The sequence below is a fragment of the Alteromonas sp. ABH4_454 genome (genome assembly GCF_056311775.1).
The window spans coordinates 3,496,944-3,516,937 of sequence record NZ_CM149972.1; the positions used below are offsets into that span (position 1 = coordinate 3,496,944).

Here is a 19,994-nt window from a genome sequence, read left to right on the forward strand (position 1 = left end):
CCACATCTGTGGGCTTTTTCAATCTATCTAACTTGTAAAAATGCTTATCGACTCCGGATAGTTAGGCTTTACGCCACGTAGTGCCGCTTGGGCCATCTTCTAACACTACGCCTTTTGCGTTTAACGCATCGCGTGCAGCATCTGCGGCTGCCCAATCTTTAGCAGAACGGGCATCGTTACGTTGTTTAATTAAGGCTTCAATCTCTGCTGCTTCGTCATCGTTGCCCTCGCCACCTTTAAGGTAGGTGTCAGGATCGCTCTGTAGCATACCCAAAATTGCGCCTAAACCTTTTAGCACCGCAGCCAGTTTACCCGCTTCTTCAGCGTTGTCTTTTTGGCGGTTAAGCTCACGAGCAACATCGAACAATACAGAAAACGCTTCAGGTACGTTTAGGTCATCATTCATGGCCGCTTCGAAACGCGCTAAATAACCGCCGTAACTAAGGTCTGTACTTTCGTCTACTACAACGCCACGTAGTGCAGTATATAAACGTTCTAGGGCTGCCTTCGCTTGAGTAATATTGTCTTGAGAGTAACTTAACTGGCTACGATAATGCGCTGACATCAAGAAGAAACGCAAAGTTTCTGAATCGTGCTCTTTAAGCACATCGCGCAAGGTAAAAAAGTTGCCTAAAGACTTAGACATTTTTTCATCATTTACCTGTACCATACCCGCATGCATCCACACGTTTACGTATGGCGTATCGTACGCGCAGCACGATTGAGCCACTTCATTTTCGTGGTGTGGGAAGGTTAAATCCGAACCACCACCGTGAATATCAAAGTGCGCACCAAGGTGCTTGTGGTTCATTGCAGAACACTCTATGTGCCAGCCTGGGCGCCCCTCGCCCCATGGCGACTGCCACGCTGGCTCACCAGGTTTGGTGGTTTTCCACAATACGAAATCTAGCGGGTCGTCTTTACCTGCCGCTACTTCAACCCGGGCACCGGCTTTAAGCTGCTCTAAGTCTTGTTTGCTTAACTTACCGTAATCTTCATACTTGCTTACGTCGAATAGCACATCGCCGCTTTTAGCTTGATAGGCGTAGCCTTTGTCCATTAGACGCTGAATGATTTCAATGATCTCATCCATATGCCCACTTACTGTCGGCTCAACGTCAGGCTCTAGTAAGTTAATTGCCGCAAAGTCTTCGTGCATCATAGCGATAGTGCGTGCAGTCAGCGCTTCAAAGCTTTCGCCGTTTTCATTGGCACGAGCAATAATCTTATCGTCGATATCCGTGATATTACGCACATACTTCACATCTAAACCAAGGTGACGCAAATAACGTACTAAAACATCGAAACTTAGGTAGGTACGGGCGTGACCCATATGACTTAGGTCATAAACGGTGATACCACACACATACAAACCCACTTTCCCTTCTTGAAGCGGAACAAACTTCGCTTTTTCACGGGTTCGGGTATTGTAAAGATGTAGCATGTCTATATTTCCTATTTGTCATAATTTTGGGGCGCAAAGTTTAGCACTGTCACGATTTAAATGGTACAAGCCATTTGCAGCGATATTGCTGTTATTTGCCATACCCGCTCTTTGCGCTAGCTACCTGTTTTGCGCTAAAATGCCCCCACTTTACATATACGCTAACACACAGGACAAACCACAATGGTTACGTTAAAAACAAATTTCGGTGACATCACCCTAGAGCTTTTTGAAGATAAAGCACCTAAAACAGTCGCTAACTTCCTTTCTTATGTAGAAGACGGCTTTTTCGACAACACAATCTTTCACCGTGTAATTAACAACTTCATGGTTCAAGGTGGTGGTTTTACACCTGATATGGAACAGAAAGATACTAAAGAGCCTATCGAAAACGAAGCTGACAACGGTGTTGCGAATGAAGTAGGTACAATCGCGATGGCGCGTACTCAAGACCCACACTCAGCTACAGCACAATTCTTTATTAATGTGAACAACAACGACTTCCTTAACCACACTAGTAAGTCAGTAAACGGTTGGGGCTACTGCGCGTTTGGTAAAGTGGTTGAAGGTATGGACGTGGTAGAGAAGATCAAAGCGGTTAAAACCGGTAACAACGGCTACCATCAGGATGTACCTGTTGAGCCAGTGATCATTGAAAAAGCAGTTGTAGCATAAGTAACTGCTTAGATAATAATTACAACACCTGACTAAATTTTGGCTTGGCTGGCATGCTGTTCAAAACAAGCCTTTAGTTATATTAAAGCCGCGTGAACGTTAACGCGGCTTTTTAGACCACACTTAAGAAGATTTATGTCGTTCACCTACTTCATTGCTGATTTACACCTAAGTGCCGACCGCCCTGATATTACAGAATGCTTAATGCGCTTCTTAAAAGAAGACGCGATTAATGCTGATGCACTATATGTTCTTGGTGACTTATTTGAAGTGTGGATTGGCGACGATAATGTCACCCCGTTCAATACTGCTATAGCGACAGCCTTTAAAGAGGTAAGTCTGCACTGCCCTATTTACTTTATTCACGGCAATCGCGATTTTGCCATACGAGAAAAGTGGCTATCAAAAGCAGGCATGATCTTGTTAAACGAACAAGAGGTCATAGACTTGTACGGCACGCCTACCCTGCTGACCCATGGTGACGAGTTATGTACACGCGACGTTGCTTATCAAAAGTTTCGCAAAAAATCTCGTGGTTGGTGGTGGCCTCGTCTAATGCTTGCCCTACCTTTATGGTATCGCCAACGCGTAGCCGATAATGGCCGTAAGGAAAGTAAGGCTAAGCAACAAAACCTTAAACCAGATATCATGGATGTTACCCCAGAAGAGGTAGTGAAAGTGATGGAAAAGTGGGGTGTGCAGCGCATGATCCACGGGCATACACACAGACCAAACATTCACAGCCTTGAAGCTAATGGCAAACCTGCGACTCGAATCGTGCTCGGCGATTGGTATAATCAAGGTAGTGTTTTAAAGGTTACCCCCTCAGAAGCTATGTTACAACATCACAATTTTAAGTAAGCAAATCTGACACTTACAGATGGTCCTACCTCTTTTTTTATTACCATTAATAATATTTTATATGTGTGCCCTTCTTTACCTCTAACTCACTATAAAACGTAAGCTTTGTCAAATTTCAATCGACCGTAAAATTTCTCCAAAATACAGTTTTGTGACATTTATGACAGTTCAGTAATATAAATGTCAAAGAATTGTCACCTTCTCTCCATACGCTCTCCGTGATTTAACAATTCACTCCCCATGCAAGGAATGATGATGGGTAGTGATTGGATGTCTAGACAAAACCACAACCAATACAAACAATACGTTTAGGAAAAAATCATGAATCGTAACTGGAAAGTGGCATGTACTGCTGTTGCTCTAGCGGTTTCTGCTAGTCTTCAAGCGGCAGTGTTACCCGAGCACCAAACTAACAGCGCTTGGTTTACCGACGCACAATCAAAACTAAATACAAAGTTACAAACCAATAATCAGTTCAAAGCAAAGAATGTTATTTTGTTTGTAGGTGATGGTATGGGTATCTCAACCCTCACCTCAGCAAGAATTCACAAAGGTCAATTAGCGGGTAACCCTGGTGAAGAAGGTTATTTGAGTTTTGAAAGCTTTCCACATACGGCCTTGGTTAAAACCTACAATGTAGATGCTCAAACCCCAGATTCAGCGGGCACTATGACCGCTATGATGTCGGGCCTAAAGACTGACGTGGGTGTAATTGGCGTTGACGAAGATATTGAACGCGGTGACTGCTCAACCGTTGCAGGCAATGAAGTTATTACTGCGCTAGAGCTTGCTGAAATAAAAGGCCTGTCTACAGGTATTGTTTCGACAGCCCGTATCACTCACGCTACCCCTGCGGCAACTTACGCAAAGTCAGCAGATCGCAACTGGGAAGATATTTCCGACATGCCAGAAGCCGCTGTAACCGATGGCTGCTTAGACATTGCTGACCAGCTAGTGAACTTTGAAAGCAATTTAGAAGCGCGTTACACCGGTGTTGACGTTGACGGTATTGAGGTTGCTATGGGCGGTGGTCGCCGTCATTTCTTGCCAAAAGACGCCGCATTCAATAGCCCTGATGCAGTGAGTGATGTCGAAGGTGATAGAACCGATGATCGCGACCTTACGGCTGAATGGCAGACCATGTACGAAAATGGTGTATATGTTTATGACCAAGCAGGTTTTGACGCGATAGACACGGAGAGTGTTGAACGTGTATTCGGCCTTTTCAACGAGTCGCATATGCAATATGAAGCAGACCGTGGAAATGACATCGCGGGCGAACCATCAGTTGCAGAGATGACAGAAACGGCAATTAACATTCTTGATAACAACGAGAACGGCTTTTTCTTAATGGTTGAGTCAGGCCGTATTGACCACGCTCACCATGCGGGCAACGCGGCGGGTGCACTTACCGATACCCTAGCATTTGAAGAAGCAGTAATGACAGCGGTTGAAAATACCGATCCTTCTGAAACATTAATCCTCGTAACGGCTGACCACGGACACGTGTTCACTATCGCAGGCTATCCGAAGCGCGGTAATCCCATTCTAGGCAAAGTGGTTAACGTGGGTTCAGACGAACCTGCAACAGCGTCTGATGGCACGCCATACACCACACTCGGTTACACCAACGGTCTAGGTTTCCGCAACCTAGGTGATGAAACAAATTCTGATGCCACGTATGCATTAGAAAACGCAGCAGGTCGCGTTGATATTACCAATATCGACACAACAACGCCTGGATATCACCAAGAAGCACTTATTCCACTTAGTTCAGAAACACACTCTGGAGAAGACATTGCACTGCATGCCAAAGGACCTGGAAGCCAGCTTGCGCAAGGCGTAATAGAGCAAAACGTTGTTTTCCACTTGATTAATCAAGCGCTTGGCCTTGTAAACGAGTAAGTAGAGATAAGAATATGAACCTTTTTAAATTAAGTATAATTGCGGTAGCAGTAGCAGGTCTTTCAGCGTGTAGCTTGGAAGGCGACGATGGTAACGATGGCGCACCTGGTGCTGATGGCGCTGACGGTCAAAACGGTTTAACCAGCCTTACCGTGCAAACTGAATTAGCGGTTGGCGATACTAACTGCCCTAACTCGGGTGTTCGCATCGACTCTGGCTTAGACGCCGATGCTGACGGCTCGCTTGGTGAGTCTGAGATCACTTCGACAAGCTATGTTTGTGTTCCTGGCGTAAACAGCGTGAGCAATAGCGAACTACTCACTAGCCTCAATAATGAGTGGTTTGTGGCTGCTCAAACAGAAGTGGAAAACAATAAAACGGTTTGGATGAACGCTACTTCGGGTGAAAGCGCTGCTTCATCAAATGCGGCGTTTACTGCCACAGTTAATTCTAGAGAAGAATTAGACGCAATGGTAGCGAACCTACGCGGTAAAGCCAAAAACGTTATCTTGTTTGTCGGTGACGGCATGGGCGTTTCTACCGTTACCGCAGCGCGTATTCTAGATGGTCAGATGAACGGCCTAGCAGGCGAAGAAAACCAGCTTAGCTTTGACAAATTCCCATTCTCCGGGCTTTCAAAAACTTATAATGTTGATGCTCAAACACCGGATTCTGCAGGCACAATGACCGCTATGATGAGTGGCATAAAAACTGACGTAGGTGTTATCGGCGTAGACGAAGACATTGAGCGCGGTGATTGTTCTACCGTTGCAGGTAACGAGTTAGTTACGGCGCTAGAACTCGCTGAAATTGCAGGTAAGTCTACCGGTATTATTTCTACTGCCCGTATTACGCACGCCACGCCAGCAGCAACCTATGCAAAGTCAGCAGATCGCAACTGGGAAGACATTTCAGATATGCCAGAAGATGCAGTTACAGCGGGTTGTTCTGACATTGCCGACCAGTTGGTTAATTTCGAAGCTAACTTAGAAGCGAACTTTGAAGGCCTAGACGTTGATGGTCTTGAAGTTGTAATGGGTGGCGGACGTCGCCACTTCTTGCCGCGTGACGAAGCATTTAACAGCCCCGACGCTGCGAGCAGTGTAGAAGGCGATCGTACAGATGGACGTGATTTAACGGCCGAGTGGCAAGCAATATACGAAAACGGCGTTTATATCTATGATCAGTCTGGTTTCGACGGCTTAGATACTGAAACCACTGAAAAGGTGTTTGCTCTGTTCAACGAATCGCACATGCAATACGAAGCCGACCGCGGCAACGACATTGCTGGTGAACCTTCTATCGCTGAAATGACAAGTGCAGCAATTAAAGTGTTAGATAACAATGAAGAAGGTTTCTTCCTTATGGTTGAATCCGGTCGAATCGACCACGCTCACCACGCAGGTAATGCTTACGGGGCACTTCATGACACTATCGCTTTTGCTGAAGCTGTTGATGCTGCTGATAAGCTTACTAATGATGAAGATACACTTATTATTGTAACCGCTGACCACGGGCACGTCTTTACCATTGCTGGTTATCCAAAGCGCGGCAATCCCATTTTAGGCAAGGTAGTAAACGTAGGTTCAGATGAAGCTGCTACAGCTGCCGACGGTACGCCATACACCACACTTGGCTACACAAATGGCCTAGGCTTTAGAAATCTGGGAGACGTTACTAACTCAGACGCAGCTTATTTAGAAGGCCCTGATACAGGTCGTAAAGACATCACTGATGTCGACACTACAACACCTGGCTATCACCAAGAAGCCTTAATTCCACTGGGTTCGGAAACACACTCGGGTGAAGATGTAGGCATTTATGCTAAAGGCCCTGGCGCTTTCCTCGTCAACGGTACTAATGAGCAAAGCGTTATATTCCATGTTATGGATTTTGCAGGAGACTTTGTCTCTCAAGCAGAAAATGCAATGGAATAAGTTATTAAAAAAGTAATGCTAGGGCGGCCTTTGGTCGCCTTTTTCGCTTCGGTTAAGAACTTCATTTTCGGTAGGATAAATGAATGAAATTATTTAATGCATTTGCGCTTATTCTTTTTACAAGTGCGAGTACGTTTAGTTTAGCTCAAGTGGCTGAAACTTCGTCTGTAGTAAACGTATCTAATGAGCAGACGTGTAAAGAAGACAGCACCAGTCTGTTCGCTAAATATGAAATAAGCGTGACTAGCCCATCTAAAACTTTACAAACTACATCACTACATTTGTGGCGAAACGGCAATAAAGTCGCACATGAATACCCTGCCACCAATATTACTGAGTCATGGACACTTGTTAGAAACAAATTTATAAAGCCTACTCGCTTTTTCGATGCTCATGAGCGCGCTATCGAATACCAGCCAGGTGAAACCATTCACGGAAAAAAAGAGACGGACTTTTCATACCGCTACCAACTCATTAGTGACAAACTTATTAATGCTATGACCCTAGATACAATAGACGGTAAAAGCTGTAATACAGTGGAATACTATTCACTAGATAACGATCAGGGCCACTTTAAATTAGCATGGCTTCCCCATCTAAAATTAATAGAATCTTTTAGCGTTGATAAAAGTGGGTATGTAAGAGAGTGGAAACTCAAAACTGTCGATATCAATATGAATACGAAAGACTTCTTTGCAAAAAGACAAGACTATCAAAGTACTGACTATGCAGATATTGGGGATGACCACACTGATCCGTTTTTAACCAAAATGGTTACTCAAGGCTTTATTGAAGCTGGTGCCAGTGGCTACTACGATGAGCACGGTCACAGTATCGGTGAGGGTCACGCACACTAAACGTATAAAATCGCTCTCTAAATGGCTGTGTCTGCAGCTCAGCCATTTAGGCATCGTAAAAAGTTTTTGTTACAAACTAGCCCAAAGTACATGCGTTACGCGCTGGCTTAATTTTTGTTCTGTGGTATAAAGAATAAAAGCAAGTTAGTCATCATGGACGGTGTAAATGACAGATGTTCTTCTTTCCCCTGCAAATTTCTGGTTTAGCATTGCGCTTATAGCCGTATTCTTTGTTTTCATATTAGAACTAATAAGTACCATTTTCGGTGCGAGCTTTTTGGGGCTTGGCGACGATTTTGCTGAAGTAGATGGCGAAGGCTTTTTAAGTACGTCGTTAGCAAACTGGCTAAATATAAATAAAGTTCCCTTCCTTATATACCTAGTTGTATTGCTTACTTTATTTGGGCTTGCAGGCCTGATGCTAAACGGCTTAACAGCCAGCATATTTAAAATTACTTTGCCTGCGGCTATCTCTGTTCCTCTCGCCTTCGGTGTTGGGCTGTTTGTTACAGCCAAAACCGTAAAAATTATCGCCGGTGTATTACCAAGCGTCGAGTCCAGTGCAATCAATAGCGAAGATTTTATCGGCTCCGTGGCGGAAATCACGATTGGTAAAGCAAGCCGTGGAAATCCTGCCGAAGCAAAATTTACCGACCATTATTCTCAGCCTCATTTTGTGTTAGTTGAACCATTCGAAGATGAAGAATTGTTCGCACAGGGAGAGCGCGTCATTTTAGTTCAGAAAAACCAACACAGCTGGTTAGCAACCCGCTACTTATAACTTAAAAGAGATAAAAGTATGGATACAATTCAACCATCTAGCTTGCCGTCAATACTCTTTATTGCCGGTGCTATTGTTGTAGGGCTTATCGTTATTGGCCTTATTTTTGCCAAACTATACACCCGCGCTACTAAAGAAACTGCGTTCGTAAGAACCGGTCTAGGCGGCGAGAAAGTCATTAAGGACGGCGGCGCTTTGGTTCTGCCTGTTGTTCACGAAATTATTCCTGTGAACATGAATACCCTTCGCATCGAAGTAGAGAAAATTCAAAAAGACGCGCTAATCACTAAAGATCGTATGCGTGTAGACGTAAAAGCCGACTTCTATTTGCGTGTAGCGCCGAATGCCAACGGCATTTCAATGGCCGCGCAAACGCTAGGTACTCGCACAACACGCGCTGAAGAAGTCAAAAAATTAATGGAGTCGAAGTTTGTTGACGTACTACGTGCCGTAGCTGCTGAAATGAGCATGACAGAAATGCATGAGCAACGCGCTGATTTTGTACAAAAAGTTCAGCAGAGTGTAGCTAACGACCTTGAGAAGAACGGTTTAGAACTTGAATCGGTAAGTTTAACTGGCTTCGATCAGACAGACCTTCAGTTTTTCAATGAAAACAATGCATTCGATGCTGAAGGCCGTGCTCGATTGACTAAAATCATTGAAGAAAAGCGCAAAGAAACGAACGACATTCAGCAAGAAAACCGTATTTTCATTGAGCAGCGTAACCTAGCTGCCGAGAAACAATCGTTAGACGTAAAACGCGATGAAGAAGAAGCCCGCCTTGCACAAGAGCAGGTACTTGCTTTTAAACGCCAAGAGCAAAAAGCTGAAATTGCTAAGCAACGAGAAATGAAAGAACGTGAAGAGCGCGAAGCAGAAATTGCTAAAAACCGTGCTATCGAAGCGGCAGAAATTGAGAAATCTCGTGAGATAGAGACCCAAGAAATCGCCAAGCGCCAGGCGTTAGAACAAGCGCGCATTCGCCAGCAGCAAGAAGTTGAAGTTTCAGAACAAGTGAAGCAAATTGCTGTTGCTACCAAGTCGGAAGAAGAGTCTGCTGCACGCGCTAAAGCCGCCGAAGCTGAAAAGCAAAAAGTGGAAAAAGAAGAAGCAGTACTTACCGCTAAATCGGTAGCAGAAGCTGAGCGTAAGAAGCAAATTGAAGTTATTGATGCTCGCAAAGAGGCGGAGCGAGAAGCTGTAGGTATAACCGTTGAAGCACAGGCCAAGAAAGAAGCGGCTGAAAACTCTGCTGCCGCAATTCTGACAGAAGCCAAAGCTGCCGCTGATGCTAAAATGCTGCAAGCCGACGCGGACGAGAAAGTACTCGCCGTTGAAGCGCAAGGTAAACAAGCCCTTTACGAAGCTGAGAATACGCTCAAGACCGAACAAATTGAGCTACAAAAAGCCCTTGCGATGCTTAAGATATTACCTGAACTTGTTGAGCAAGCGGTTAAGCCTCTTGAAAACATTGAAGGTATTAAAATTCTTCAGGGATACGGACAAGGTAGCGGTACAAAAGGTGAGCATACCGTTGCAACCTCGGGCAACGGTTTGGCTGAGCAAGTAACACAGGCAGCGCTAAATTACCGTGCTAACGCCCCACTGGTAGACTCTATGCTGCGTGAAGTAGGTTTAGTCGATGCAGATAAAGGCTCGTTAGCAGACTTGGTTACCGGAAACAGCGATATCTTGGCTAAAGCAGGCGCAGTTAAGCCTAAGCCGGTTGTGGCTGCACCAGAAAACCTAAATGGCCATACAGCACAGGACGGCCAACCTATTGATTAACGGTTACTAGTAAAATAGTGAACTAAAAAAGCTAGGCCCTGTTATTTAACAGGGCTTTTTTGACCTAGCTTCTCAATTAACCATTCAGAAAATACTTTTAACCTAAGGGGCATTTGCCTTCTAGAGGGATAAAGGAGGTTAACCGGCATCGACTCCGCTTCGTATCTAGGAAGCACGCGAATTAATTTTCCTTCTTTCAGGTCAGACTCAACGCCCACGCTTGGAATTTGCGCGATACCTAACCCACTCACACAAGCCGTGAAATAGGCTTGAGTACTATTAACACTTAGTAAGCTTTGCATTTCAACGGCATGGCGCCTTCCATCTTTCATATATTCAAACTCTGGTGTTTTATGGCTTAGCGAGTGAGAATAATCAATGAGTTTATGATTACCTAAATCTGCCAGCGACTGCGGTATGCCCCACTTCGACGCATAATCAGGGCTTACACAGTTAAAAATTGGATAAGTTAAAAGGCGTCGGGCAATCAAATTGCTATCCGTTAATGCACCAACCCGTATGACACAATCAAACCCTTCTTTAATAAGATCAACTTTGCGATCGACGCTGCTTACTCGCAACGTAATTTTCGGGTAAGCAGAGATAAACTCTCCTAACATGGGAAGCAGAATGTTGGTTGCAAATCGACTGGGCATGTCGATACGAAGCTCGCCACTCACATTGTCTGGTGACGATATGAATTGTGATTGCAGGGCATCCCATTCACTTAGTAAGGCAATACTTTGTGGCAGAAATGTTTCTCCATCAGAGGTGAGAGAAACGCTTCGCGTACTTCGGTTAAAAAGACGTGTGCCCAACTGCTTTTCGAGCTTTGTTACCGCTTGGGAAATGCTTGATTTAGGCAGACCGAGTAGTGCAGCCGCCGCACTGAAGCTTCCTAATCTCGCAGTTTCCACGAACCGGGTAAGCATTTCGAACCTGTCCATTACTTCCCTATTGTTCACCAAATAAAAACAATGTTATCGCTTTAGGCAAGTTTTTCATACCAATTTAGGTCGATATACTCGTATGCAAATTAACCGACAGAGAGATGACAATGGCGATTGCATTAATAACAGGTGGAAGTCGAGGTCTTGGGCGCGCTGGCGCATTAGCACTGGCGAAAGAAGGGGTAGATGTCGTTATCACGTATAACACTAATCAAGCAGCGGCAGATGAGGTAGTTAAAGAAATTCAAAGCTATGGAAGAAAGGCCAGTGCCCTGCCCCTTAACACTGCTGACTCGCATTATTCTTTTCCCGAATTTCTGATTACGCTTAAACAAGTACTGAAGAGCCAATTTGGAAAGCAGGCTATTACCTACCTGATAAATAACGCCGGCATTGGCCTAAATGCTTCCTTTGAAGCAACCAGCATTAAACAGTTCGATACGCTATTTGATATGCATGTGAAAGGTCCTTATTTTTTAACCCAGACACTGTTACCTATTATTGAAGATGGCGGCGCAATATTGAATATCTCCTCTGGCTTGGCAAGATTTTGCTTACCCGGAAACAGCGCCTATGGAATGGCTAAAGGTGCTGTTGAAGTAATGACTCGCTATTTGGCAGCGGAGCTAGGAAATCGCAATATTAGAGTGAACACTCTTGCACCGGGTGCCGTTGAAACGGACTTTGGCGGAGGCTATATTCGTGATAATAGCGAAGTCAATAATGCTATAGCCTCTCAGACGGCTTTGGGCCGAGTTGGCAAACCCGAAGATATAGGTGGCGTTATGGCTGCGCTATTGAGTGATGATTGCTATTGGGTTAACGGCCATAGGATTGAGGCATCTGGTGGTATGAAGCTGTAACATCTTGCAAATTATAGCGTTAATGTCAGCTTTTGCTTATTAACGAAAATAGATTGAACGCCTTTGGAACCTTTCGAGCTGCAAAGGCGTATCGTAAGGGGTAAGATATACAGTCAAAGTTTTATCACTTGTGCTTAAAGATTACGTTTAGGCGAGAGGATGTTGTAGAACCTTGGACGTATTATTTGAGATTGAGTTGTTTTCAAGGAGCGAGATCGAGGATAAGTGCTATGAAGTCACTACCTGAAGAGCCGGAAAAACCATTAAGAGACGACTGCTGTGGCGGCGGTTCATGTTGCCCATGTATCTGGGACGTATACTATGAGAAGCTCGCTAAGTGGAAAGAAGCGAAGCGAGAATTTGAACAGCAAAACAACAAAGCGAAATTGCACGTTAGAACGCGAGACTAACTTTCGATAAAAAATTTAAACTGTTATATACCCAAGCACTATATGCTGAACCATTTCACTTTAAACCTTCCTTCAGTGCGTTGAGTTTTCGCAAAAGTGCGTTAACAAAGTAACAGCACAGCCTCTTACCAGGCCTCATTTTGAAACTTCTCATTTACAAACTGCTCATGCACTGCTATTTTACTTAATCGATTAAGGTCATCCTTTACCGCGTATCTCAAACAAATTGAATAAGACCACGGTAAAAGATTAAGAATTAAGCTAAACCTGTTACATGGTCAATTGGAACCTATCAGACTGGTAGTGCTTAATCTGTAGTAATGTGTGCTCGCGAAACGAAAAGCAGTACGAGCCAGCGCATGCTGAATTTTGGAGAATTATCATGTCTATACGCAATGGCGTTCAATTAATCACCTATGCAGATCGACTAGGCGATGGCAACATCGAGAGTCTGACAAGCTTACTTGAAGGTCCATTGAATGGCCTGTTCACCGGTGTTCACATCCTTCCTTTCTACTATCCTTACGATGGTGAAGACGCAGGTTTTGACCCTATTGACCACACGTCAGTGGATGAGCGCTTGGGCGATTGGAACAGCGTTAGAAAGCTGGGTGAGTCTGTAGATATTATGGCCGACCTTATTGTTAACCATATGTCAGGGCAAAGTGAAGCATTTAAAGACGTGCTAGCAAACGGGCGCGAATCTACCTATTGGCCACTGTTTTTAACTAAAGAAGATATTTTTAAGGGTAATGACCCAGCGCAAATCGACGAACAAATAGCACAAGTGTTCCGCCCTCGCCCAACGCCATTTTTTAGTGATTATGAAGTAGGCACAGAAACTGGTAAACCAGAAACGGTACCGTTCTGGACAACCTTTACCTCTAATCAAATCGATATAGATGTAGAGTCAGAGCTGGGCAAAGACTATCTATCGTCTATTCTTCAGTCGTTTACTGAGAGTAATGTTGACCTTATACGCCTTGACGCAGCAGGCTACGCCATAAAACGCGCAGGCTCGAACTGCTTTATGCTTGAAGAAACCTTTGAGTTTATTGAAGAGCTTTCTAACCGCGCTCGCGGCATGGGTATGCAGTGTTTGGTTGAAATACACAGCCATTATCAAACTCAAATTGATATTGCGGCGCGTTGCGACAGTGTTTATGACTTTGCGTTACCGCCACTTGTACTGCACACCTTGTTTACCAAAAACGCAGAGGCATTGGCATACTGGCTTTCAATTTCACCACGAAACTGCTTTACAGTGCTTGATACCCACGATGGTATTGGAATTGTCGATGTGGGCGCAAGTGGTGACAAGCCAGGCTTACTTAATGCAGACGCGATCAACGCGCTTGTTGAACAGATACACGTGAACTCTAACGGTGAATCTAAAAAAGCCACAGGCGCCGCAGCGAATAACGTAGACTTATATCAGGTTAACTGCACGTACTACGATGCACTAGGTAAGGATGATTTCGCCTATTTGGTCGCTCGTGCTATTCAGTTCTTTAGCCCGGGTATTCCTCAAGTTTATTACGGCGGCTTACTTGCGGCCCATAATGATATGGAGTTACTTGCCAACACCAACGTAGGTCGTGACATCAACCGCCCTTATTTGTCTACCGTGATGGTCGAAGAGGCAGTTAAAAAGCCGGTAGTTAAAGGCTTAATGCAGCTAATAACGCTAAGAAACGAAAGTGATGCCTTTAATGGCACGTTTGACGTAAATTACAGTGATAATGTTTTGACTCTGTCTTGGGTAAATGGCAACAATGCAGCGTCGCTACACGTAGATTTCAATGTGATGGACGCGACTATTAAGGCAGTTACAGATGGTGAAGAAAGCGTATTGTCTATTGGTTCGTTAATCGCTTAAATCATAAAAAGTACGGCTACTAAGGCGAGTATTGCTATCTGCTCAGTACTCGCCGTTTTTAGCCGTCCTTACCTAATTCGTTGTTTAATGTTTCCATATTTTCAGCTAAAACAAGTTTATTAGGCAGCCTAAGTCGCATTATCTGTAGTCGTCATTGTATGCCCTACCCCAATCACATAGCTGTCGTAGAGTGGGTTCTAACGTGCGACCTAACTCAGTAAGTGAGTACTCCACACGAGGTGGCACTTCAGCGTACACCTTCCGGTTGACCAAACCATCACGCTCTAACTCTCTTAACTGCTGGGTAAGCATTTTTTGCGTAACGCCTTGCAAACGCCTTCGCAATTGACTGAAACGTAGTGTTTTATGACAGAGGTGCCACAAAATAACGCCCTTCCATTTACCACCGATAATCTCAAGCGATACCGCAACACCACAAATGTATTGCTTAGGGTCGTTTGAGCTTTCACTAGCGCACTGTTTTGCATTCGAGGCGTTCCCTTCGACTTCAGTAATCGTATCGCACGGCTCTGTTTCTACACTTTTCAAATTTGTTGCCATTTTGCCCTCTCAGCTTACTCAAGCAAAAGATACTGCCTAGAGATCAGCTCGCCTTTTGCAAAAAAACACAAGCAAAACGTCCAACACAACTCCAATAGTATCTTTTTGGGTACTACCCTACTAAAAAGTGCATACTTGCGCAAAGTTTATATATCGTCACAATGGGTAGCGTAAATTTTCGACCAACGGAGACAGGTATGACATCATTTAAGGCTTTACTTGTAGAAAAACAGGAAGACAAATCATTCACTCGTGGCATCACAGAGCGCTCACTAAATGATTTGCCAGACGGCACTCTTCTCATCAAGGTAGAGTATTCATCACTCAACTATAAAGATGCCTTGTCTGCAACAGGTAACCCTGGTGTTAGTAGAAATTTTCCCCACACCCCAGGCATAGATGCAGCAGGTACAGTGGTGTCATGTGATGACGGCCGGTTTAAAGAAGGCGATGAGGTTATCATTACAGGTTATGATTTGGGCATGAATACCCCAGGCGGCTTTGGCGAGTACATCCGGATACCTAGTGAATGGGCGGTACCTAAGCCAGATGGCCTTACGTTAAGAGAGTCTATGGTTATTGGCACTGCTGGCTTTACAGCTGGGCTGTCAGTACAAGGGTTAGTTGAACACGGCATAACGCCTGATAAAGGTGATATCTTGGTAACAGGCGCCACGGGTGGCGTTGGGTCTGTAGCAGTTGCACTGCTTGCCAAAGCTGGCTTTTCTGTAGTGGCATGTACTGGCAAAAAAGAACATGAGTCATTCTTAAAAAACCTCGGCGCAAGCAAAGTAATAACTCGCGATGAGCTGTTGGAAAGTAAAGAGCGCCCTATGTTAAAAGAACAATACGCGGGTGCTGTTGATACCGTAGGCGGCGAATATTTAGCGCAGGCTATTAAGGCAACCCAATATGGTGGTTCGGTAACATGTTGTGGGCTGACTGCTTCTGCCGATCTTAATGTAAGTGTATTTCCTTTTATCTTACGCGGCGTGTCTTTGCTAGGTATCGACTCAGTACAATGTCCAATGCCGCCTAGATTGAGACTTTGGGATAAATTAGCCAGTGAATGGAAATTAGAATGTCTTGACGACTTAACTGAAGAAGTGTCGCTAGATGACGTTAGCCATAAAATAGATGCTATTTTGAAAGGCGAATTATCGGGCAGAACATTAGTTAAGCTTTAATCTTTTTGAGCGTAAGAGCGCTTCTATAAACACAAAAAAAGGGCTGAAGCCATTGCTTTTGCCCTATCTCGATACTAACACTCATGGCTCTCGGTAAGAGCCATGGTGCTGGCATTATCTTAAAACGCTTCTAGTACTAATTTGCCAATTGCGCGGCCTTCTTCCAGAGTTTTGTGCGCCTCTATTAGGTTGGCAGCATTAATTTTCCCCAAGTGTTTGCCTACCGTAGTCTTAATTTTACCCTCATCGATAAGGCCCGCTACGTGAGTAAGTAGACGACTTTGTTCTGCCATATCATCAGTTTCAAACATAGAACGGGTAAACATGAATTCCCAGTGTAGTGACAGGCTCTTTTGTTTAAGCTTTGCTACATCCAAACTTTCTGGGTCGTCAATTAGCGCAAGCTTACCTTTCGGTTTCATCACCTCTACATAAGTATCGATGTATTGGTGAGTATTATTTAAACTGGCCACGTGTGTTACTTCACCGATGTTTAGCCCTTTAATTTGCTCAGCCATGGGTTTACTGTGGTCGACCACGTAATCGGCGCCTAATTCCTGCACCCACTGTTTAGAGCTTTCACGCGATGCGGTAGCAATAACCGTGGCCCCCGTTAGCGTTTTGAGAAGCTGTAACATTATGGAGCCCACACCTCCGGCTGCTCCGACAACAAGTACCACTTCTTCGCTTTTTTCACTCTGCTGTTTAAGAGCAAGATGGTCAAACAATAATTCATAAGCGGTAATCGTTGTAAGCGGAAGCGCTGCTGCGTCGCTGTCAGATAATGACTTAGGCGCTTTACCGGCAATACGTTCGTCGACCAACTGAAACTCTGCGTTTGAACCAGTTCGGGTTAAATCGCCGGCATAGTAAACTCTATCACCAACTGCAAATTCGGTGACATCAGAGCCAATATCAACCACCTCGCCTACTGCATCCCAGCCAAGAATTTTAGGTTCGCCACCCTCTGGATTTACTCGCTGACGAATTTTGTAGTCGACAGGGTTAACCGCTATGGCGCTTATCTTAACTAGTAGATCACGACCCGATGCACTTGGCTTATCAATTTCCAAGTCTATTAACGCATTAGGCTCATTAATATCAAGTGAATGGGTATAGCCAATAGCTTTCATAATTCGTTTCTCCTTTAGACAATATGTTCATCATACTCTTGATTAAATTTAGATAAACATCACAATACAAGAAACATTATCAAATAATTTTTGAATATTATGCTTCTCGATGACTTGAATGTAGTAATAAAAGTTGCTGAATTTAGAAACATTACTGCAGCAGCAACCCATTTGAATATGCGAACAGCAACGGCAAGTGCTGCGGTTAAACGCGTTGAGCAAGCACTTGGCGCTGAATTGTTTGTTCGTACAACCCGATCGCTTAGGCTTTCTTCTGCAGGTGAACGTTTCCTTCCCACTTGTGAGCAAGCAATGTCAATGCTGACAACCGCCAAGCAGAACTTGAAAGGTGATACCGGCGTTATTGAAGGTGAACTAAGGTTAGGTTTATCGTCTGATTTGGGGCGCAATGTCATTGCGCCTTGGCTTGATGATTTTATGGAAGAGCATGAGAAAATAAGCGTTAAGCTCAATTTGAATGACAGTAATATCGACTTCTATCGCGACCCAATTGATTTAGCTTTACGTTATGGTTCGCCTGACGATGCCAGCGTCTATGGCTTTAAAATCTGTGACGTTCCACGCTTACTTGTTGCTTCTCCATCTTATATCAACACCTACGGTGCGCCTGAAGAGTTTGATGACTTACAAGCACACAGCGGGCTTTTTTATCAGCTGCACGATAAAGTTTATAACGAATGGGAATTCGTACACGACGATAAACCGATAAAGGTAAAAATGCAGGGCATCAGGACAGCTAATGACGGTGAAATGGTCAGAAGATGGGCTGTAGCAGGGAAAGGAGTCGCCGTTAAATCAAGTCTAGATATCTGCGACGACATCATAAATGGTCGGCTTGTGACTTTGTTGCCAGACTACCAACCAAAACCCACGCAACTTTGGCTAATATGCCCAAGCCGCCAGTCTATTACACCAGCGGTTAGGCTATTAAGAGATATGCTAAAAGAGCGCTGCGCTGAATATTTAGCGCAGCTCAAAAAAGCAGGTGCGCTGATTACACACTGCGATTAGCTGTTTACTTTCGGTGATACATGGCAGGTGCACCTTTGCTCGGTGTGCTTGCGTTAATGAATTCACGTAAGTCTTGGTTAGACTGTTTCAAGTCATCGCGACGCAGGTACATCATGTGTCCGCTGCGATACCCTTTGAAGCTTAAACGGTCTTTTAGCGTGCCACTTTGATCTAGCTGCCACATAGTATATTTAGCATCGAAGTAATTCGTGGCACCGTCGTAATAGCCCGCTTGAATCATCACGTTTAGATATGGATTTTGCGCCATGGCTAATCGCAAGTTCTCGCCCGTTTGATTATTGCTTCTATCCCACGGATGGACGTTTCCAAACATGTTGTATTTAATATCGGTTTTGTAATTTAACTCTTCACGCAAATAGTAATTAATAGCAGGCGTGAACGAGTGAAGCCATGAGGTCAGTTCAGCCCAATAGTCAGGGCGATCGCCACTTTGCTTAGCGTCTATACCCAAATAGCGACTATCTAAACGGCCTAAGGTCTTCCCTTCGTCTCGCAATAAGTCTTTCCAAAAGAAAGCGGTGCTTACATCTAGGTTGTTTTGCGCAATAGACGCCTCGCTTAAACCCGAATAGCGTGCCATTTGTTTTAGTACATCACGCTTTTCTGTATCACTAATAAAGCCACCTTTAGCGAGTGCTGGAATAAGTGTGTTGATAGTGAAGTCTTCGACTTCGGGTAATAGTTCAGTAAGGTCTTTATTTTGTAATTCTGGTTCAAGCTTATTGTGATACCAAGCTGCGGCGGCAAAATAAGGAAGTCTATTAGCGGCTTTTACTGGCCCGTCGCGCTCAATACCAATATCTGTTGGTGACACCAAAACGACGCCGTTTAAATACATCCACTGGCGGTTTTGAAGTTCTAATGCTAGGCCTGAAACTCGTGTTGTACCGTAACTTTCACCAATAAGATACTTCGGCGAACGCCAGCGATTATTGCGTGTTACAAAGGTATTCACCCAGTCGGCCAAATAGCTAATATCCGCGTTTACGCCAAAGAACATTTTCTGCTGTTCATCCTGCGATGGCATGCTGCCGTCAGCTTTAGGCAGCACTCGGCTGTACCCCGTATTTACTGGGTTAACGAATACAATATCAGCAACATCTAAAATAGAATAAGGGTTAGTTTGAACACCATAGGGCTGAACCGGGTAGCCCTCATCGTCAATATTAAGAATGCGCGGGCCTGTGTAAGCTACATGCATCCACACTGATGCAGAGCCCGGGCCTCCGTTAAAAGAAATAATAAGCGGGCGCTCGACATTCTCTTTTACGTCAGTGCGCTGATAATACGTATAAAACAAAGTGGCGACCGCTTCGTCTTTACTGTTCCAAACCGGCTGAGTACCTGTTGTCGCGCTGTACTTTACGCGTTTCCCCAGAATCTTGGTTTCATGCTCTGTTACTACACTACTATCAATTTTAATTGCACGAGCATGAGAGGCCGAGCTTTCCTCTTGGGCAGAAGCACTGACTGTCAAACTAACAAAAGCAATCATCACCGCCGTTAGCCATGCTGATAGACGGTGGCACCTCTTAGACACTAGTACATGGTCTACCTGTGATTTGCTTTTTGAATTAACCTGACTAAATAGCAGGCTTCTTGTATTTCTATTTGATGTAAGATTATTTTTCATTTTTCTTCTTTTGTGTGTCGTTAGTTTTTGGTTTTTTAATTAGTTGAGCGCAAGCCAACCTGTTTTCCAAACAGACC

General features: G+C 44.4%; 17 protein-coding genes. 12 read left to right on the top strand and 5 right to left on the bottom strand.

Translation table 11 applies throughout. From position 1 onward, the window contains the following. Positions 1–61 precede the first annotated feature (61 nt). Complete coding sequence (gene cysS, locus ACYX4W_RS15285; protein WP_476056356.1) at positions 62–1,444, bottom strand: cysteine--tRNA ligase; 1,383 nt, start codon at positions 1,442–1,444, stop codon at positions 62–64. Between the two features lie 183 nt (positions 1,445–1,627). Here cysS and ACYX4W_RS15290 point away from each other — a divergent pair, with 183 nt between their 5' ends. The 7 genes from ACYX4W_RS15290 to ACYX4W_RS15320 all read left to right on the top strand — a co-directional run bounded on the left by ACYX4W_RS15290 (position 1,628) and on the right by ACYX4W_RS15320 (position 10,248). Then, the gene (locus ACYX4W_RS15290; RefSeq protein ID WP_020743833.1) at positions 1,628–2,119 is read left to right on the top strand and encodes a peptidylprolyl isomerase; all 492 of its coding nucleotides are present in this window, start codon (positions 1,628–1,630) and stop codon (positions 2,117–2,119) included. Between the two features lie 135 nt (positions 2,120–2,254). Further along, on the top strand, positions 2,255–2,980 hold the full coding sequence (lpxH, locus tag ACYX4W_RS15295) for a UDP-2,3-diacylglucosamine diphosphatase (protein ID WP_476073736.1): 726 nt from the start codon (positions 2,255–2,257) through the stop codon (positions 2,978–2,980). 321 nt (positions 2,981–3,301) lie between these two features. Continuing rightward, positions 3,302–4,885, top strand: coding sequence for an alkaline phosphatase (locus tag ACYX4W_RS15300; protein ID WP_474806090.1), 1,584 nt, complete (start codon positions 3,302–3,304; stop codon positions 4,883–4,885). A 14-nt stretch (positions 4,886–4,899) separates the two neighbouring features. After that, the gene (locus ACYX4W_RS15305; protein ID WP_476073737.1) at positions 4,900–6,822 is read left to right on the top strand and encodes an alkaline phosphatase; all 1,923 of its coding nucleotides are present in this window, start codon (positions 4,900–4,902) and stop codon (positions 6,820–6,822) included. Between the two features lie 83 nt (positions 6,823–6,905). Continuing rightward, complete coding sequence (locus tag ACYX4W_RS15310) at positions 6,906–7,679, top strand: hypothetical protein (protein WP_476073738.1); 774 nt, start codon at positions 6,906–6,908, stop codon at positions 7,677–7,679. Between the two features lie 166 nt (positions 7,680–7,845). After that, complete coding sequence (locus ACYX4W_RS15315) at positions 7,846–8,460, top strand: OB-fold-containig protein (protein WP_476073739.1); 615 nt, start codon at positions 7,846–7,848, stop codon at positions 8,458–8,460. Between the two features lie 18 nt (positions 8,461–8,478). Next, a complete protein-coding gene (locus ACYX4W_RS15320; protein ID WP_476073740.1) occupies positions 8,479–10,248 on the top strand; it encodes a flotillin family protein in 1,770 nt (589 codons plus the stop codon). A gap of 41 nt (positions 10,249–10,289) precedes the next feature. On the opposite strand, the gene ACYX4W_RS15325 is transcribed toward ACYX4W_RS15320, so the two are convergent. Beyond that, on the bottom strand, positions 10,290–11,195 hold the full coding sequence (locus ACYX4W_RS15325; protein WP_476073741.1) for a LysR family transcriptional regulator: 906 nt from the start codon (positions 11,193–11,195) through the stop codon (positions 10,290–10,292). A gap of 110 nt (positions 11,196–11,305) precedes the next feature. Between ACYX4W_RS15325 and ACYX4W_RS15330 the strand changes: the two genes are divergently transcribed. The 3 genes from ACYX4W_RS15330 (at position 11,306) to gtfA (ending at position 14,350) form a co-directional block, all read left to right on the top strand. Further along, positions 11,306–12,061, top strand: coding sequence for an SDR family NAD(P)-dependent oxidoreductase (locus ACYX4W_RS15330; RefSeq protein ID WP_476056348.1), 756 nt, complete (start codon positions 11,306–11,308; stop codon positions 12,059–12,061). Between the two features lie 230 nt (positions 12,062–12,291). Beyond that, positions 12,292–12,471 (top strand): oxidoreductase-like domain-containing protein, encoded by a 180-nt coding sequence (locus tag ACYX4W_RS15335; protein WP_476073742.1) that lies wholly within the window; start codon positions 12,292–12,294, stop codon positions 12,469–12,471. A gap of 382 nt (positions 12,472–12,853) precedes the next feature. Further along, complete coding sequence (gtfA, locus tag ACYX4W_RS15340) at positions 12,854–14,350, top strand: sucrose phosphorylase (RefSeq protein WP_476073743.1); 1,497 nt, start codon at positions 12,854–12,856, stop codon at positions 14,348–14,350. Positions 14,351–14,488: 138 nt separating this feature from the next. On the opposite strand, the gene ACYX4W_RS15345 is transcribed toward gtfA, so the two are convergent. Then, complete coding sequence (locus ACYX4W_RS15345; protein WP_476073744.1) at positions 14,489–14,911, bottom strand: winged helix-turn-helix transcriptional regulator; 423 nt, start codon at positions 14,909–14,911, stop codon at positions 14,489–14,491. 197 nt (positions 14,912–15,108) lie between these two features. Here ACYX4W_RS15345 and ACYX4W_RS15350 point away from each other — a divergent pair, with 197 nt between their 5' ends. Beyond that, positions 15,109–16,098, top strand: a complete 990-nt coding sequence (locus ACYX4W_RS15350; protein ID WP_476073745.1) for a YhdH/YhfP family quinone oxidoreductase — start codon at positions 15,109–15,111, stop codon at positions 16,096–16,098. A gap of 119 nt (positions 16,099–16,217) precedes the next feature. On the opposite strand, the gene ACYX4W_RS15355 is transcribed toward ACYX4W_RS15350, so the two are convergent. Next, the gene (locus ACYX4W_RS15355) at positions 16,218–17,231 is read right to left on the bottom strand and encodes a zinc-binding alcohol dehydrogenase family protein (RefSeq protein ID WP_476073746.1); all 1,014 of its coding nucleotides are present in this window, start codon (positions 17,229–17,231) and stop codon (positions 16,218–16,220) included. A 99-nt stretch (positions 17,232–17,330) separates the two neighbouring features. Between ACYX4W_RS15355 and ACYX4W_RS15360 the strand changes: the two genes are divergently transcribed. Further along, complete coding sequence (locus ACYX4W_RS15360; protein ID WP_476075485.1) at positions 17,331–18,263, top strand: LysR family transcriptional regulator; 933 nt, start codon at positions 17,331–17,333, stop codon at positions 18,261–18,263. Between the two features lie 4 nt (positions 18,264–18,267). Here ACYX4W_RS15360 and ACYX4W_RS15365 read toward each other — a convergent pair whose 3' ends face one another. Continuing rightward, positions 18,268–19,779: a S10 family peptidase gene (locus tag ACYX4W_RS15365; RefSeq protein ID WP_476075486.1), complete on the bottom strand. Its 1,512-nt coding sequence runs from the start codon at positions 19,777–19,779 to the stop codon at positions 18,268–18,270. Between the last annotated feature and the right edge of the window lie 215 nt (positions 19,780–19,994).